Source organism: Thalassospira sp. MCCC 1A01148 (assembly GCF_001613795.1).
Taxonomy (GTDB): domain Bacteria; phylum Pseudomonadota; class Alphaproteobacteria; order Rhodospirillales; family Thalassospiraceae; genus Thalassospira.
The window spans coordinates 72,167-87,563 of the sequence record NZ_LPVZ01000012.1; the positions used below are offsets into that span (position 1 = coordinate 72,167).

12 protein-coding genes are annotated in these 15,397 nt (G+C 54.1%); 9 read left to right on the forward strand and 3 right to left on the reverse strand.

The features are described 5' to 3' along the window. Positions 1-8: 8 nt before the first annotated feature. On the forward strand, positions 9-4,427 hold the full coding sequence (locus AUQ43_RS03240) for a translocation/assembly module TamB domain-containing protein (RefSeq protein ID WP_232310571.1): 4,419 nt from the start codon (positions 9-11) through the stop codon (positions 4,425-4,427). A gap of 13 nt (positions 4,428-4,440) precedes the next feature. Here the strand turns inward: AUQ43_RS03240 and AUQ43_RS03245 are convergent, their stop codons facing one another. Continuing rightward, the gene (locus tag AUQ43_RS03245) at positions 4,441-5,325 is read right to left on the reverse strand and encodes a MurR/RpiR family transcriptional regulator (RefSeq protein ID WP_062954384.1); all 885 of its coding nucleotides are present in this window, start codon (positions 5,323-5,325) and stop codon (positions 4,441-4,443) included. Positions 5,326-5,806: 481 nt separating this feature from the next. Here AUQ43_RS03245 and AUQ43_RS03250 point away from each other — a divergent pair, with 481 nt between their 5' ends. The 7 genes from AUQ43_RS03250 (at position 5,807) to AUQ43_RS03280 (ending at position 13,019) form a co-directional block, all read left to right on the forward strand. Continuing rightward, a complete protein-coding gene (locus tag AUQ43_RS03250; RefSeq protein WP_062954385.1) occupies positions 5,807-6,328 on the forward strand; it encodes a TRAP transporter small permease in 522 nt (173 codons plus the stop codon). Continuing rightward, positions 6,325-7,605 carry a TRAP transporter large permease gene (locus tag AUQ43_RS03255; RefSeq protein WP_062954386.1) on the forward strand — a complete coding sequence of 427 codons (1,281 nt, stop codon included), beginning with the start codon at positions 6,325-6,327 and terminating at the stop codon, positions 7,603-7,605. The genes AUQ43_RS03250 and AUQ43_RS03255 overlap by 4 nt, the downstream gene beginning before the upstream one ends. A 100-nt stretch (positions 7,606-7,705) precedes the next feature. Beyond that, positions 7,706-8,761 (forward strand): DctP family TRAP transporter solute-binding subunit, encoded by a 1,056-nt coding sequence (locus AUQ43_RS03260; protein WP_062954387.1) that lies wholly within the window; start codon positions 7,706-7,708, stop codon positions 8,759-8,761. Between the two features lie 86 nt (positions 8,762-8,847). Beyond that, positions 8,848-10,317 carry a M81 family metallopeptidase gene (locus tag AUQ43_RS03265; protein ID WP_062954388.1) on the forward strand — a complete coding sequence of 490 codons (1,470 nt, stop codon included), beginning with the start codon at positions 8,848-8,850 and terminating at the stop codon, positions 10,315-10,317. Between the two features lie 287 nt (positions 10,318-10,604). Beyond that, on the forward strand, positions 10,605-11,456 hold the full coding sequence (locus tag AUQ43_RS03270; RefSeq protein ID WP_062954389.1) for an alpha/beta hydrolase: 852 nt from the start codon (positions 10,605-10,607) through the stop codon (positions 11,454-11,456). 127 nt (positions 11,457-11,583) lie between these two features. Next, positions 11,584-12,525 carry an ornithine cyclodeaminase family protein gene (locus AUQ43_RS03275; RefSeq protein ID WP_062954401.1) on the forward strand — a complete coding sequence of 314 codons (942 nt, stop codon included), beginning with the start codon at positions 11,584-11,586 and terminating at the stop codon, positions 12,523-12,525. After that, on the forward strand, positions 12,522-13,019 hold the full coding sequence (locus AUQ43_RS03280; RefSeq protein WP_062954419.1) for a thioesterase family protein: 498 nt from the start codon (positions 12,522-12,524) through the stop codon (positions 13,017-13,019). Before AUQ43_RS03275 ends, AUQ43_RS03280 begins: the two co-directional genes overlap by 4 nt. Positions 13,020-13,057: 38 nt before the next feature. Here AUQ43_RS03280 and AUQ43_RS03285 read toward each other — a convergent pair whose 3' ends face one another. Then, positions 13,058-13,573, reverse strand: a complete 516-nt coding sequence (locus AUQ43_RS03285; RefSeq protein WP_062954424.1) for a GNAT family N-acetyltransferase — start codon at positions 13,571-13,573, stop codon at positions 13,058-13,060. A 102-nt stretch (positions 13,574-13,675) separates the two neighbouring features. Here AUQ43_RS03285 and AUQ43_RS03290 point away from each other — a divergent pair, with 102 nt between their 5' ends. Then, positions 13,676-14,914: a bifunctional alpha/beta hydrolase/OsmC family protein gene (locus tag AUQ43_RS03290; RefSeq protein ID WP_062954426.1), complete on the forward strand. Its 1,239-nt coding sequence runs from the start codon at positions 13,676-13,678 to the stop codon at positions 14,912-14,914. An 82-nt stretch (positions 14,915-14,996) separates the two neighbouring features. Here the strand turns inward: AUQ43_RS03290 and AUQ43_RS03295 are convergent, their stop codons facing one another. Beyond that, a complete protein-coding gene (locus AUQ43_RS03295; RefSeq protein ID WP_062954429.1) occupies positions 14,997-15,344 on the reverse strand; it encodes a RidA family protein in 348 nt (115 codons plus the stop codon). Positions 15,345-15,397 lie beyond the last annotated feature (53 nt).

Consider the following 15,397-nt stretch of genomic DNA (forward strand, 5'->3'; position numbering starts at 1 on the left):
CTGACTCTTTGCCACCGAAAGATCAAAAAACATTCAGTGGGCCACGTTCAGCAAAGAAATGGCTGCGCTCTGGCGCCTATGTGCTCGGCGGAACTGTGTTTGGTCTTGTGGGGGCGATTGCTGTTGCCGGGACGGGTCCGGTTCTTCGGATGGCAACGCCCCTGATAAATGAAACTGTTTCGTCGGCAACCGACAGCAGCTTTGAATTAGGGCGCCTCGAAGGCAGTCTTTGGACCGGTCTGACTCTGGACAGCCTGATAATGGATCGTCCTTCGGACGGGTTGCATCTCGATATTCAGGATGTCGCGTTCGACTGGTCGCCGATTGCGCTGTTTGGTGGGCAGTTGCAGGTCAATCGTGTGGCCGTGGCTTCGGCAAATGTCATTTTGCCCGATGGCACAACGCCCGAAACAGTTCAAGAAGACGATGAAGCCAGTGGTGGCTTTGCTTTGCCACTGTCCGTCGCACTTGATGAATTGACCCTTGGCGAGATCGCCATTGTTGATCAGGTTACCGGCAAAAGTTTTTTGTATGCACTGAATGCTCGTGCAAAGGTTGGAACCAACCTGTCAGCAACGGCATTTCTTGATCTGCAGCCACGCGATGGCGGAGCAGATCACCTCAAACTTGATCTGGATTTTGATGGACCCGGCGAAAAATTGTCGGCCGAAATTGACGGGGCGCTGGGCCGTGATGGACTGGTTATGACTCTGGCCGGTGTCGATCCAAGTGTATCGACCGATATCAATATCGCACTGAGCGGAGATGGCCCGGCCAATGACTGGAAGGGTAAGCTTGATCTTTCGGCTGCAGGCTATGCATCGCTTCAAAGCGACGTTGGCGTGCAATTGTCATCGGATGTTCTGAGTTTTGCCCTGGATGGTGGACTTGCCCCGCAGGAACGCGTCACCGAACAACTGCCCGAACCGCTGCGCAACACTGTCGAACTGGGCATTGGCGGGACTTTTGATCAAGGGGACCAAACCCTTGCTTTTGATCGCATTTCGATTGTGATGGCTGATGCGCTGTCATTGTCCGGGGTAACCGAGATCAATCTGGATGAAAACCGGATTGCGGCCGATATCAATGCCGATATTAACCCCGAAATGTCTGCACTTTTCGATGGTGCAGTTTCTTGGGCAGAGCTTGGGTTTACTGTGCAGGCGGACGGCAATTTGGCAATGCCAGGCCTTGCTTTGCGCCTTGATGGGCGCGATGTCAAAACACCTGTTTCCCAAATTTCAAATGTCGCCCTGCGGGCTGATATGCCTACCACAGACGACGTTGATGATACCCTTTTGGCGACACTGGAACTTCTGACATCTGGTTCGGAGTGGAATGATCCGGGGCTTGGCGCATTTCTTGGCGCAGAACAGAGCTTGTCGCTTGATGCCGAAATGTCACCGGACTTCGCCAATATCTCGGTCCGTGAACTGGTATTGGGTATGCCCGATATAGCATTGCGTGGGCAGGCCGATATAGACGAAAACCTGAATGTGACGACATCCGGTCTTGTCGCCGATGTCACCGATCTTTCAATTTTTTCAGCAATTTCCGGCCTTGACTTGCGCGGGCGCGGGCAGGTGGCATTCCCCGACCTGACATGGTCGAGCACGCAGGGCCTGAATACCGGCCTTGAAGTTTCCGCCAGTCAGGCGACCTTTGGGGTTTCCGACCTTGATCGTATCGTCGGGCAAGAACCGCGTATCACCGGCAAGGTCACACTGACCCCCGATCTTGATCTGGGCGTTGATGTCGACGCCCTGCAAACGGCGATGATTAATGGCCCCCTGAAGCTGATCATCACCGATGCGTTTGATAAGCTGGCCCTTGAAAGCAAGCTCGATATCGCGCCGGGTGTTGTGCCACCCGACCTTGGCCTTGAAATTTCCCCGGCCACGCTGACGGCCAATCTGGAAGGTGCCTTGTCGGCGCCACCGGGAACAATTGAACTCAATTTGCCAAGCCTTGATGTTGCAGGTCAGAGCTTCTCGGATATTTTGCTGACAAGCCGCATGTCCTGGTCGGAACAATCTGTCTTGTCGTTTGGCAATGATGCCGACTTCATGCTGGGAAGCCGGGCTTTCAAACTTGCTGCCAATGTTTCGTTGCCTTCGGATGAATTACGGGTCGAGGCGATCTCGCTGAAAGGGCAGTATCTGGCTTTGAATGGTGACATCACCTTGCCTGATTACAGCGTTCCGATGCGTGGCGATATTGCGCTTTCAAACCTTGATGCCGAATTTCTTGATCAGTTTGGTGTCGGTTTTGGCAATGGGACAGTAATTGCCGATATTGCCCTTCGCCCGGAAAATGACCGCCAAACCATCACAGCATCGGCGTCGGCAAGGGGGCTTCGGATGGTGGGCAGTGATAACGCCAATCCGACACGCATCGAAGATGTCGAACTTAATGCGACAATAGGCAATGCGTTTGATGTGCCTGAGATATCAGCAAAACTTGACGGGCGTGACATCATCGCCGGGGCAATTGCCGTTAATGACGTTTCCCTTGATATCAAGGGTGGTCTGGATGCGCTTGCCATCACAATGGACAGTTCAGGCCACTATCAGGGCAATGTTCCAATCTCGACCGATTTGATTGCAGATGTGTCGCTCGGTGATGATGTCAGCGTCACGGCCAGCCGGTTTGACGCGAATATCGGGGATCAAGCCATTGCGCTGCGCAAACCGTTGCAATTCGTTCTGCGGGCAAATGGCAGACAACAGTTGGATGCGGATCTGACCGTTGGAACCGGACATCTGCGCGCACGTCTTGATCAGGAAGCCGGGCAAAAATCGATTGCGGGTGAACTCCATCTCAATGATGTCGATTTGGGGCCATGGGGGCGTATCTCCGGCTATGATGGGCTAAGCGGCACAGCAAATCTCGATGTCAGCTTCCGCGAAGCGCGGGGAAGTTCGCCGACAGCGCAGATCGATGGCCGGATCTCTGGCATTACAGCAAAGGCAGTTGCTGATCTAAAACCGTTTGAAATGCTGCTTGATATCAAGCTTGCGACAGGCACCCTTACCGGCCAGGCATCACTTGGCAACGGCGATATTGAGGCCCTGACTGCCGAAGGCACGGTGCCGCTTGCGGTCTCTGTGCTCGAACAGGATTTCAGCCCCGATCTTGGCGCGCCGGTTTCAGGTCGTGTGCGCCTGAATGGCGAGATCGCCGAATTCTGGCCTTATGTTCCGGCTCCTGATCATCAGGTGTCAGGCAAGATCAAGCTTTCGCTTGATGTCGCTGGAACGCTTGATGATGTGCGTTGGAACGGGGACGTTTCCCTTGCACAGGGGCGCTACGAAAATCTTGAATACGGCACCATTCTTAATCAGATGGCGCTTGACGGCACCTTTGATCAGGCAGGCCTTTCCATCCCGTCCTTTACGGCGACTGACGGGGGCAATGGCACGGTTAAGGCATCAGTTGATCTTGATCTCCTGGATGGCGGGGAGGTGCGATATGACGTGTCTGCCGATCTGCGTAATGTTGCCCTGTCGCGCAAGGATGAACTGCAATTCTGGGCCGATGTACAAACCAGTGTGACGGGCTCCCAGTCAGAGGCAGATATTCAAAGCAAGGTTTCGGTCCTGCGCGGCGAAGTGGATTTGACGTTGGCATTGCCGGAATCGGTGCCGACCATCGATGTTGAAAACCTGCCAGAAGCGTCGCAAACCCAGGCAGCCGAAGACGACAAGGATGCGGAGGACAGCTTTGTCGGCAATCTTGATGTCACGGTGGATATCCCGGGACGCTTGTTTGTGCGCGGCAAGGGACTTGATTCCGAATGGGGCGGAAATCTTGATATTTCCGGCACCACGGATGATCCGCGCATCAGCGGGCAGCTGTCGGCCCTGCGCGGGCAGCTGGACGTGATTGGCAAAACCTTTGTTATTCGGGATTCCCAAATCACCTTTGCCGGGGCGTCGCCGCCCGATCCGATGCTGGATATCGAGGGGGTCTACACAACCGAAGACCTTGTCGTGACGGCTGGCTTCCAGGGACCGTCGAGTGATCCGGAACTTGTTCTGTCTTCCAATCCGTCACTGCCTGAGGACGAAATCCTGTCACAGGTTCTGTTCGGTAAATCCCAGGGCAGCCTTTCGGCAGTCGAAGCCGTTCAGTTGGCAAGTGCGTTAAATGAACTGTCAGGTGGCGGTACAGGTCTTGATGTGGTTGGCAGCATTCGACGCTTTATCGGTGCGGACGTGCTGCAGGTTGGCGGTGGCGAAGACGGGCCAGAGGTCAAGGTGGGTAAATACCTGACCGAGGGTGTCTATGTCGGCACCAAGGCCGGTTCAACGCCGGGATCAAGTGGTGTTGAAGTCGAGATTGAAGTCACGCCCAACATCAGTGTGACCAGCGAAACCACCGAAATCGATAGCAAGGCCGGCGTGCAATATCGTCTGGATTACTAAGGTGGCGCGACCTTTAATCGCCGACTGGCTGACGACCGGTTGGGGGATTGACCGTTAGCAGGGACGAACGAATGCGTCTTAGTTTTTCCTTGGCCTGATCGGGCATGCGTCTTGCCACGGCTGTCGCGATGACATCAATTGTTGCCAGAAACGCATGGCGTGTGGCGGTTGGTTTATAGATGTCGGGGTTTTCCGGCATATTGATTGATATGACCAGATCGCTTTCAGCTGCAAGCGGGCTGTCCGGATTGGTCAGTGATATGACCTTGGCGCCATACTGGCGCGCAATGGCGGCGGAATGGACAAGTTCCGTTGGGCGACCGCTGGTCGAGATCGCGAAAATCACGTCCTCAGTACCAAAGGTCGAGGCCAGCATCCGCTGCAAATAACCATCACTTTGCGATTGTGCCGGGATTCCCAGCCGGAAAAAGCGGTTTGCGGCATCAAACGCCACGGTTGTCGATCCACCCCCAACCCCGAAAAACGCCACCTGACGTGCCTTGACCAGAATGTCGGCAGCCTGGTCAATTTGATCCGATGAAATCTGATCGCGCAGAAGACGCAGGTTGTCGATGATCACGCCCAGCACATGGCTTGAAAGAACATCTGCTGCGGTTGTGTCATCTGAAATGTCTTCGGATGTCAGATACTGAATGCTGACAGCAAGGTTTTGCGCCAGGCGGATTTTGAAATCACGAAACCCGTCGCATCCCAAAGTGCGACAAAACCGAATAACGGTGGGTTCGCTGACTCCGACTTTCTTGGCAAGATCGGACAGGGCGATGGTTGTGACGTCTTCCAGATGCGCGCTGACATAGTCCGCGACCAGTTGTTCGCGGTTTGGAAATTTGCTCGACTGGCTGCGCAGCAGGCTGATGATGTCGGCGGTTTGTTGCATGGAATCGACCTGACCCGTTTATTAGATTGGTGTGTCAAAACCGACACCCTGTTGTGAACTAACATTATTTCTGTTTGCAGACGATAGCCACAATTTCAATTTTGGCGTCATGGCATTGCTGCCAATGATTGTTTTCTGACTTCAAATATCGTTGTTCTGACCGACATTAACCCGGTCGAAATCGACCATGTAGTTATTCAATACCCGACAGTTCGAAGTCGGTATTTCCGGCTTGTCGGCAACATGACCTCGGGATTCTTCATCCTTGATTCAATTGGTTTATTTCCCGTTCAAAAACTTGCAGCAAGCAAGGTTCGTGTGAAAACAGTTTATGTAGTTAAGCTACTTATATCAGTTTTAGGATAGGCTTTGGAGTGAAAATTATGAAATTTTGGAGATAAATAATGTAGACAAACTACAAAAACATCATCATCATGTAGAAAAAGTACATAACATTTGATCAGTGGAGAGTTTGGCGGAGATGGCTTTACGCCGTATTGAAACCACAGCAGCAACCGCAAGCCGGTGCCTGAACTGGGTGGTGGAACGCATCATTGCAGTTCTGATGCTTGTCCTTGTGCTGGATGTCTGGCTGGGTGTTGTTGACCGGTATATTTTTCATTGGCAGTTGCCGTGGCCCGAAGAACTGGCGCGCTATCTGATGATATGGGCCGCACTTCTGGCGATCTCGGCGGGGATTGCGCGGCGCGAACATATCGGCATTGGCATGTTTGTCTTGAGCCTGCCGACGCCGATCCAGCGCACCATCCTGTTCCTCGTCGATCTGATTGCGCTTGCGGCCTTTCTTTATCTGGCGATTTACGGGTTTGATTTTGCCGAAAGCGGGATGCGCCGTCAGGCAATGATCTTTGGCATGTCACTGGGACTTCCTTATGCGGCCGTTCCGGTATCGGCATTGCTTGCTGCCATCCAACTCCTTCTCGTTGCCTTGCGTGATCAGGGCCGTTTCATCCCGGCTGATCTTGCGGAGGGCGCGGAATGATTGTCGCAATTATCTTTGTCGTTCTGATGGTTCTGGGCATGCCAATCGGCTTTGCTCTGGGTGTGGCAGGGGTTGTTGGCCTCTTTGACATGGGCGGGGGGATGTTCTTGTCCCAGGGCCCAAGCAAGGTCTTTAACGGATTGAACGTCTTCCCGTTCCTTGCCATGCCCTTCTTTATCCTGGCGGGCGAAATCATGAACCATATCGGCATTACCAGCCGTTTGGTGAAGTTCGCCCAGGCGCTTGTCGGGCATATGCGCGGCGGGTTGGCCCATACCAACATGCTGGCATCTGTTTTCTTTGCCGGTTTGACCGGGGCGGCAACGGCTGATGCAGCCGCCTTCGGCAAGACGCTCGTGCCAGCGATGGTGGAACGCGGGTATCGCCGTGATTATGCCTGTGCGGTTACGGCGGCTGGTTCGATCATCGGCCCGACCATCCCGCCATCCGGCTTGATGGTGGTTTATGGATCGCTGATGGGCGTTTCAATCGGGGGGCTGTTTGCCGCCGGTATCCTGCCCGGTCTGATGATCTGCCTGATCTGCATGACCGTGATTGCAGTGACAGCACGCACCAAGAACCTGCCAAAGAGCGAACGCCGCGCATCGCTTCTGGAAGTCTGGAAAATTTTCAAATCGTCGATCACCGCACTCATCATGCCCTTGATTATTCTGGGCGGAATTCTGGGCGGGATTGTCACCCCGACCGAGGCAGCATCGGTTGCCGTGGCCTATGCACTGTTCATCGGTGTGTTTGTTTATCGCGCGCTTAGCTTTGCTGATTTCTTTACGATGCTGGTGCGCACCGCACGCGTGACCGGGGTGATTTTTGTCATCATTGCCTTTGCCTCGATCCTTGGTTGGTGGCTGAGCTTCAACCGCATCCCGCAGGAAGTCGCGACCATGGTGCTGGGCGTTTCGGACAATCCCTATATCGTGATTTTCATGATTGTCGGGATGCTTCTGATGATTGGCATGGTGATGGATATCAACGCCATCCTGATCATTCTCGCCCCCGTTCTGGTGCCACTGACCATCCAGATTGGCATGGACCCGATCCACGCGGGGATCATCTTTATCCTGGCACTCAATATCTCGCTGATGACGCCGCCTGTCGGGGCCTGTCTGTTCGTTCTGTCATCGGTCACGGGTGAAAAGCTTGAAAAGATTGCCGCACAACTTTGGCCGTTCCTATTGGCCGAGCTGGGCGTGCTGTTCCTGTTTGCCTTTTGGTCGGATCTGGCACTTGCGATACCGCGATTGCTGGGGTTCCGCTAGGCCAGCGGGGTTAAGGAGACAGCCCCGGTCAGGTCCGGGCCGGGGCACACACCACAAAAATGCCGGACACATAAAGTCGTTAAATCAAGGAGAGGTAGAAATGAAAACCGTAAAGCGTTTGGGCGCAGCCGCCCTTGCAACCGCGATGCTGATGGGCAGCACATCGATGGCGTTTGCAGAGCCGAAGGTTCTTAAATTCGCGCACGACAACAAGACCGATGCTTTTGAAAATCCGGCGCATGCCTGCACCGCTGTTTTCGCCAACATTGTCGAAGCTGACACCAATGGCGAGATCGAAGTCGAAGTTTATCCGTCCAACCAGCTTGGCTCGGCTGCGGAGCATGTCCAGATGGTCCGTGACGGCCTGATCCAGGGCACACTGACCTCGACCGGTGCGCTGGCGTCTTATTATCCGCGCATTGATGTCCTGAACCTTGCGTTCGCGTTTGACAGCAACGCATCGACCTATGACGTGTTTGATGGCCCGTTTGGCGAGACCCTTGCAAGCGATATCGAGGATACGCTTGGTGATGTAAAGGTTCTTGGTTTCCCGGATACTGGCGGGTTCTTTGCTGTGACCAACTCGCAGCATTCGATTGCAACGCTTGAAGATTTCAAGGGTATCCGCATTCGTACCATGTCGCTGCCATCCCACCAGAAAATCATGCAGGCCCTTGGTGCCGAAGCATATCCGATGGCGTGGGGCGAAGTTTATGCCGGCCTTCAGACGGGTGTGATCGATGGTCAAATGAACCCGGTTCCGACCGTGACCTTTGCCAAGTTCAACGAAGTGCAGGGGTATCTGACCCTGACCAACCACCTGTTCTCGCCCTACACCATGATGCTGTCAAAGGCATTCTGGGATGATCTGACCGCCGATCAGCAGAAGATCATCCGTTACGCCGCACAGTCCTGCGTGGTTGCAAGCCGCGGTGTGTCACGCGTGATCGAGGCTTCTGATCGTGGTCTTGCGGGTCTGAAGGACAAGATGGAAATCACCGCACTGTCGGCTGAAGACCGTGAAAAGTTCAAAGAGGCAACCCAGCCGGTCGTGGTCAAACACGTTCAGGAAAGCCTTGGCGATGAAGGTGTCGAACTTCTGAACCTGTTCAAGGAAGAAGTCGAGAAGGCCAACGCCAACCGCTACATGGAATAATCCACTCCATCTGCGAAGGGGCGGGGTTCTCGCCCCTTCGTAATTCATTTTTTGATACCAAAAGACCAATAACAAAGGCACGGGCCATGCGGATTTTTTGCGCCTCGATTGCGACCGAGACCAATACATTTTCACCTTTGCGCACTGATTTTTCCGATTTTCAGGAAAGCTTTTATGCACCGCCCGGCCAGCACCCGGTGACGCCGACGCTCTGCAGTGCTGTCTTTACCGAAGGTCGCCTGCGTGCCGCAAAGGAAGGCTGGGAACTGATCGAAGGCACGGCCACCTGGGCCGAGCCGGGCGGGCTGGTAAACCGTGCAACATATGAACAGCTTCGTGATGAAGTTCTGGGGCAGTTGCGCGCTGCCATGCCGGTCGATGGTGTGATCCTTGGTCTGCACGGGGCGATGGTGGCCCAGGATTACCTTGATTGCGAAGGCGATCTTCTTGCGCGCATTCGCGATCTGGTCGGCCCGAATGTCGTGATCGGGACAAGCTTTGATCCGCACAGCCACCTGACCCAGAAACGCATTGATAGCGCCGACATCATCGTCGCGTTCAAGGAATTCCCCCATACCGATTTTGTTGAAACGGGGCGTTCGGTTGTTGACCTTGTGTTGCGCACATTGCGCGGCGAAATCAAACCGGCCAAGGCCGTGTTTGACTGCCATATGATCGAGGTGTTGCCGACATCGCGCGAACCGATGCGGTCGTTCATTGATCGGGCCAAGGATATGGAAGGCACGGGTGACATCCTGTCGGTATCTTTCATTCACGGATTTATGGCTGGTGACGTGCCGGATCTTGGGGCCAAGGTGATTGTCACCACCAACAATAACCCTGCGGAAGCCAAGCAGATTGCACGAAACCTGGGGGTTGAGTTGTTTGGTTTCCGCGGGGCCACCCGCCCCACATTCCTCAAACCTGAAATCGCCCTTGATCAGGCATTGGCATCCGATGCCAAGCCGATTGTTCTGACCGATGTCTGGGATAATCCGGGCGGTGGCGTTCCGGGCGACAGCACCATTTTGCTACGAACCGTGATCGAACGCGGGCTGAGCGATTATGCCTTTGGTACCTTGTGGGATCCGATGGCCGTGCGGACCTGCTTTTCTGCGGGCGAGGGGGCGGTTTTGCCCCTGCGTTTTGGCGGGAAAACCGGGGCGCATGCTGGCGCGCCAATCGATGCCGAGGTCCGGGTCAAAACATTGAAACGTGACGCCTGGCAATATTTCGGCGAAAGCATTGTTCCCCTTGGCGATTGCGTGGTGATCATCCTGCCTGACGGGGGGGAAGTCATCCTCAATACCAATCGTTCTCAAAGCTTTGATCCCAGCCTGTTTTCCAACATGGGGATCGATCCGGCATCCAAGAAATATCTCTTTATTAAATCGACGAACCATTTTTATGACTCGTTTGCCAAGATTGCGGGCGAAATCATTTATGTCGATGTGCATGGACCATACCCGTCCGATCCGAAAACAAACGGATACCGCCATTTGACCCGCGACCTGTGGCCGATTGTCGAAGATCCGTTCGAAAAGAAGGCCGGGTAGGCAGTTTAACTTGTGACAGTTGCAGGCGGTTCAAAAGCCACACATTCGAGCCGTTAAAAAGTCCCCGTGCCAGAGGCAGGCCAAGGTTTGGGCCATGATTGGGTGTGATGCCCCGTCATGGCTCTTTTTTGTTGGAGCAGTCGCGCAGTCTTGTTTTTTGCGGGTCGTGTGCGTTGGTGAGTTTAGTTAAAAACACCATGTATTTGGTGAAGTGATTGCAAACAATCCAAATTTAAAGAAAGATTGAACCGGACGAGATCGTTTTCACCGATAATAATGAGGTTCCGATGGCTTGGGGCGGTTTCACGGCAGCAGAGCTGGAATGGCAATATAATCCGCGCGAAACCGTGCCGGACTTCATGACCCATTTTGAACGGTTCGTGAAACTGTCGGATGAAACGCGCGGCCAGCTGGGCGGCAAGATTGACGTTCGCTTTGGCGATGGCCCCAAGGAAACCATGGATGTTTTCATGGCATCCGATCCGGGCGCACCGGTGCATGTGTTCTTCCATGGCGGCTATTGGCGCAGTCAGGACAAGAAGGACTATGCGTTTGTCGCGCGTGATCTGGTCGCCGCCGGGTTTACGGTCATCTGCCCGAATTACGATCTTTGTCCCGATGTCACAGTGGCCGACATCACCGAAGAAGCCGTACGCGCCATCGCCTATATTTACCAGCATATCGAAGACTTTAACGGTGACCGTGACCGGATTTCGATTTCTGGCCATTCCGCTGGTGGGCAGATCGTCGCCCGTCTGGCCACCCATGATTGGGCCGAAACGCTTGGCGATGCGATGCCATTTGAAGCCATCGTGCCGATCTCAGGTGTTTTTGATCTTGAACCGATCCGGCACACCACGATCAATGATGATGTCCGCCTTGACGAAGCATCGGCTGCCGACAATTCGCCGATGCTTGATGGCGTGCCACTTGATGCACGTTTGATGGTGGTCGTTGGTGGTAATGAAAGCCCGGAATTTGTCCGTCAAAGCGATGCCTATGGTGCCTATTGCGGCAGTGCCGGGCTCAAGGTTTCGGTCTATAAGGCATGGGGTGCAAACCACTTTACCGTACTTGAAGAAGTGTTCCTTGGCACCGGATCACTGTTTGGGACGCTCAAACGGTTTTTGCAGCCGTAAATCGCACTGAATTCCCCGCAAAACAGCATAAAAAACTACTGGTCTTCCTGTGACGTGCGTGTCGCAACGTGGTATAAAATATGCCTGCTACCGCACTGAAATGAAAAACAGTTCTACAGGAAGGCTCATGCGTTTCATTACTGCCGAAGATATCGAAAAATTTGTCTCGCCCCGTGATTTGGTCGAAGCCCTTCGCGACGGGTTCGAACAAGGCTGCGAAGCACCACTGCGCAGTCATTTCAATATGGAACGCAGCAATGAGGATGACGCAACCTTCCTCATCATGCCAGCCTGGCAAAAGGATGGCGCGGCCGGTGTGAAAATCGCCGCCGTCGTTCCGGGCAATTCGGCACGCAATCTTCCGGCTGTTTCCGGCACCTATGTTTTGCTAGATGCCGTCACAGGTCAGCCATCCGCGGTTATTGATGGCACAAAACTGACCACACGCCGCACAGCTGCGGCATCCGCATTGGCATGTGACTATCTGGCGCGCAAGGACACCAGCGACATGGTCATGGTCGGGTCGGGTGCGATGGCCCCACAATTGATCAAGGCACATGCATCGGTCCGCCCGATCAAGAATGTCACCATCTGGAACCGCAATCCCGAAAAGGCGGCAAAACTGGCGACCGAGATTTCCGAATTGGGCTTTAACGTCAAGGGCACGGATGACCTCGAAGGGGCGTGCAAATCCGCTGACCTGATTTCGTGCGCAACCCTGTCGACCGAACCATTGGTACATGGCGACTGGCTACGCGAAGGAACGCACGTTGATCTGGTCGGCGCGTTCAAGCCAACCATGCGCGAAACCGATGATGCCGTCATGCAGAAGTGCCGCATCTATGTCGACAGTTTCGAGGGGGCGAGTGCCGAAGGCGGCGATGTTGTTCAGGCCATCGACAGCGGTGCGATTGCCAAATCAGATATTGTCGGCGATCTGTTCGGCCTGACCCGCGGGCAGGTCAAGGGCCGTGAATCTGATACGGAATGCACGGTCTTCAAATCGGTTGGTCATTCGCTTGAAGATTTCGTCGCAGCGGTCGCGGTTGTAAAGGCCGTGGAAAAATGATCAGCACCGATCTGTTTGCGCCCGAACCGCTTGAAGCCTTTCGCGGGCATATCAAACCCGAATGGATTGATTTCAATGGCCATATGAATGTTGGCTATTACGTGGTCGCGTTTGATCTGGGATCTATGGCGTTTCTTGACGCGGTGGGGATGGGATACACCTATCCCGAACGGCGCGGTGGATCGACCTTTGGCCTTGAAATGCATGTGACCTATGATCGCGAGATCCACAAGGATGATCCATACGTGATCCATACCCGTGTTCTGGATTGCGATCAGAAACGCATTCATATGTATCATGAAATGCGCCATGGCTCCGAGGGCTGGCTGGCCGCGACCAATGAAATCATCACCATGCATATCAACATGAAGGAACGGCGTTCGGCCCCGTTCCCCGATGACATCATGGAAACGCTAAACAGGATCAAGGAAGCCCATGCGGGGCTGCCGACCCCATCCGGGGTCGGACGCAAGATCGGCATTCGTCGTAAGTAACGTTCAAACCCCGCAATCACATTGCGGGGTTTGCTATTTCAACGTATCGGTCGTTTTGCGCCATATAGCTTGCAGACGTCACCATTGTTATTGACATCCTGATCGCGAAGATAACGCAGCCCAAGCTTTTCAAGTAACCTGATGGATGCCGTATTGTCGGGCTGGCAGTAGCCATAGATTTTTTCGTAACCAAGGTTATTCCAGCCATGGTCAATCAGCGCGCGACAGACTTCATAGGCATATCCCTTGCCCTGATAGGGTGCGCTCACGGCATAACCGATATCAGGGGCATCAAGACTGTTACGTTGCACAAACCCGATCAGTCCGATCGGGGTGTGGGTCGATGTTTCTTCAGCGATACAAAGCCCAAACCCCAGTTTCGGATGAATTTCGCGCCAGCGCAGGTCAATAAAATCGCGCGCCGCCTCAACATCATGAATGCCGCGATCTCCGATAAACCGAAGCCAGCCGGGTTCGTTCACCAGTCGAAGAATGAATGATGCATCATCGTGACTGGCTTCTCGCAAAATTGTGCGTTCGGTTTGAACAATCATCACTGAACTGTCCGTGTTAATCTGCAACCCTGCGTGTGATCCTATCGGCAGTCATTTGAAATAGCAGTATGATTTTACCCCGCAAAGGTCAGGAGGATTAAGATGCCCGGAAAACCGATAAAGCTGACATTTGAAGGGGCCCATGGCGCCGAACTGGCAGCACGACTTGATCTGCCAACCGGTCCGGTCAAGGCCTATGCGCTGTTTGCGCATTGTTTTACCTGCACCAAGGATCTGATTGCAGCCCGCAAGATTGCCGAGGCCCTGACGATTGAGGGGATTGGTGTGCTGCGCTTTGATTTTACCGGTTTGGGCGGATCGGGCGGTGATTTTGCCTCGACCAACTTCACATCAAACCTTGATGATCTTGAACGGGCGGCAGACTTCCTGCGCGATGAATTCGAAGCGCCAAAACTTCTGATTGGGCATTCCCTGGGCGGGGCGGCGGTGCTGGCGGTCGCAGATCGCATCAAGGAGGCAACAGCAGTCGCAACGATTGGCGCACCGTCGGATGTCACACATGTCACGCATAACTTTGCTGATCATCTTGGCGATATCCGCGACAAGGGTGAGGCCGAGGTGTGCCTTGGCGGGCGTCCTTTTGTGATCCGCAAACAGTTTGTCGATGACCTTGGCGAGTATGACCTGCCATCTCAGGTCGGGCAGATGAAAAAGGCGCTTCTGGTGCTTCATGCACCCCTGGATCAGACGGTCGGTATTGAAAATGCCGGCAAGATTTTTGATGCGGCCAAACATCCCAAAAGCTTTGTATCACTTGATCAGGCGGATCATTTGCTGCGCGATCCTGATGATGCGAGCTACGCGGCATCTGTGATTGCCGCATGGGCGAAAAAGTACCTGCCTAAGGATGGCAAAACTGAACCCGAAATCAGCGAAGGCGTGATTGTGCGCGAAACCGGCCTTTGCAAATTCCAGTCCATGGTCTTGGCTGGTCGCCATCGCTTGCTGGCGGATGAGCCCGAAAAAGTCGGCGGGTTGGATACAGGTCCGTCACCCTATGATTATTTGTCCGCAGCCCTTGGCAGTTGCACGGTGATGACGATCCGGATGTATGCCGATCACAAGGGCATTACCCTTGATGGTATTCGGGCCGAAGTCCTGCATGAAAAAGTTCATGCTGATGATTGTGCTGATTGTGCAGAAAGCAAGGTGCAGAAGGGCGGCAAGGTGGACCGATTTGAACGCCGTATTGCGTTGAGCGGGAAACTTGATGAAGACACCCGCAATCGGCTGCTTGAAATTGCGGATAAATGCCCGGTCCACAAAACGTTGGAGGCATCCGCTGTGATCGTCACGCAGGAAGTGGATCAAGGTGACTAACGCAACTGGAATAACCTGGACATAAAAGCGCCCGGCTGCGTCTTGCAGGCAGGGCGCCTTGATTTTGTCTGTAGTGCCTGAATTAGGGCTTGGCTGCGATCACGATGAACTCAACCAGATAATCCGGGGTGGCAAGCTTTGCTTCGCCGCAGGCACGACCCGGGGTGTGACCCTGCGGGACCCATGCGTCCCAAACGGCATTCATTGCTGCAAAGTCTTTCATGTCGGCAAGCCAGATGGTGGTCGACAGGATGTGTTCCTTGCTGGAGCCGCATTCGGCCAGAAGGCTATCAACCTTTTCAAGGCATTCCTTGGTCTGGTTGGTGATGTCGCTGTCAGGGTTACCAACCTGACCGGCCAGATAAATGGTGTTGCCATGGACAACGGCCTGGCTCATACGCGGGCCGGTGTGAAGACGCTGGATGCTCATGAAACGCTCCTTGATACAAGCATTGGATATATTATTCGAAAGAGAATTTGGTG

What these genes read in the sequence shown, in the direction of transcription:
- AUQ43_RS03245 (WP_062954384.1), bottom strand. Translation starts at nt 5,325, where the DNA reads ATGCAACAAACCGCCGACATCATCAGCCTGCTGCGCAGCCAGTCGAGC.
- AUQ43_RS03250 (WP_062954385.1), top strand. Translation starts at nt 5,807, where the DNA reads ATGGCTTTACGCCGTATTGAAACCACAGCAGCAACCGCAAGCCGGTGC.
- AUQ43_RS03255 (WP_062954386.1), top strand. Translation starts at nt 6,325, where the DNA reads ATGATTGTCGCAATTATCTTTGTCGTTCTGATGGTTCTGGGCATGCCA.
- AUQ43_RS03260 (WP_062954387.1), top strand. Translation starts at nt 7,706, where the DNA reads ATGAAAACCGTAAAGCGTTTGGGCGCAGCCGCCCTTGCAACCGCGATG.
- AUQ43_RS03265 (WP_062954388.1), top strand. Translation starts at nt 8,848, where the DNA reads ATGCGGATTTTTTGCGCCTCGATTGCGACCGAGACCAATACATTTTCA.
- AUQ43_RS03270 (WP_062954389.1), top strand. Translation starts at nt 10,605, where the DNA reads ATGGCTTGGGGCGGTTTCACGGCAGCAGAGCTGGAATGGCAATATAAT.
- AUQ43_RS03275 (WP_062954401.1), top strand. Translation starts at nt 11,584, where the DNA reads ATGCGTTTCATTACTGCCGAAGATATCGAAAAATTTGTCTCGCCCCGT.
- AUQ43_RS03280 (WP_062954419.1), top strand. Translation starts at nt 12,522, where the DNA reads ATGATCAGCACCGATCTGTTTGCGCCCGAACCGCTTGAAGCCTTTCGC.
- AUQ43_RS03285 (WP_062954424.1), bottom strand. Translation starts at nt 13,573, where the DNA reads ATGATTGTTCAAACCGAACGCACAATTTTGCGAGAAGCCAGTCACGAT.
- AUQ43_RS03290 (WP_062954426.1), top strand. Translation starts at nt 13,676, where the DNA reads ATGCCCGGAAAACCGATAAAGCTGACATTTGAAGGGGCCCATGGCGCC.
- AUQ43_RS03295 (WP_062954429.1), bottom strand. Translation starts at nt 15,344, where the DNA reads ATGAGCATCCAGCGTCTTCACACCGGCCCGCGTATGAGCCAGGCCGTT.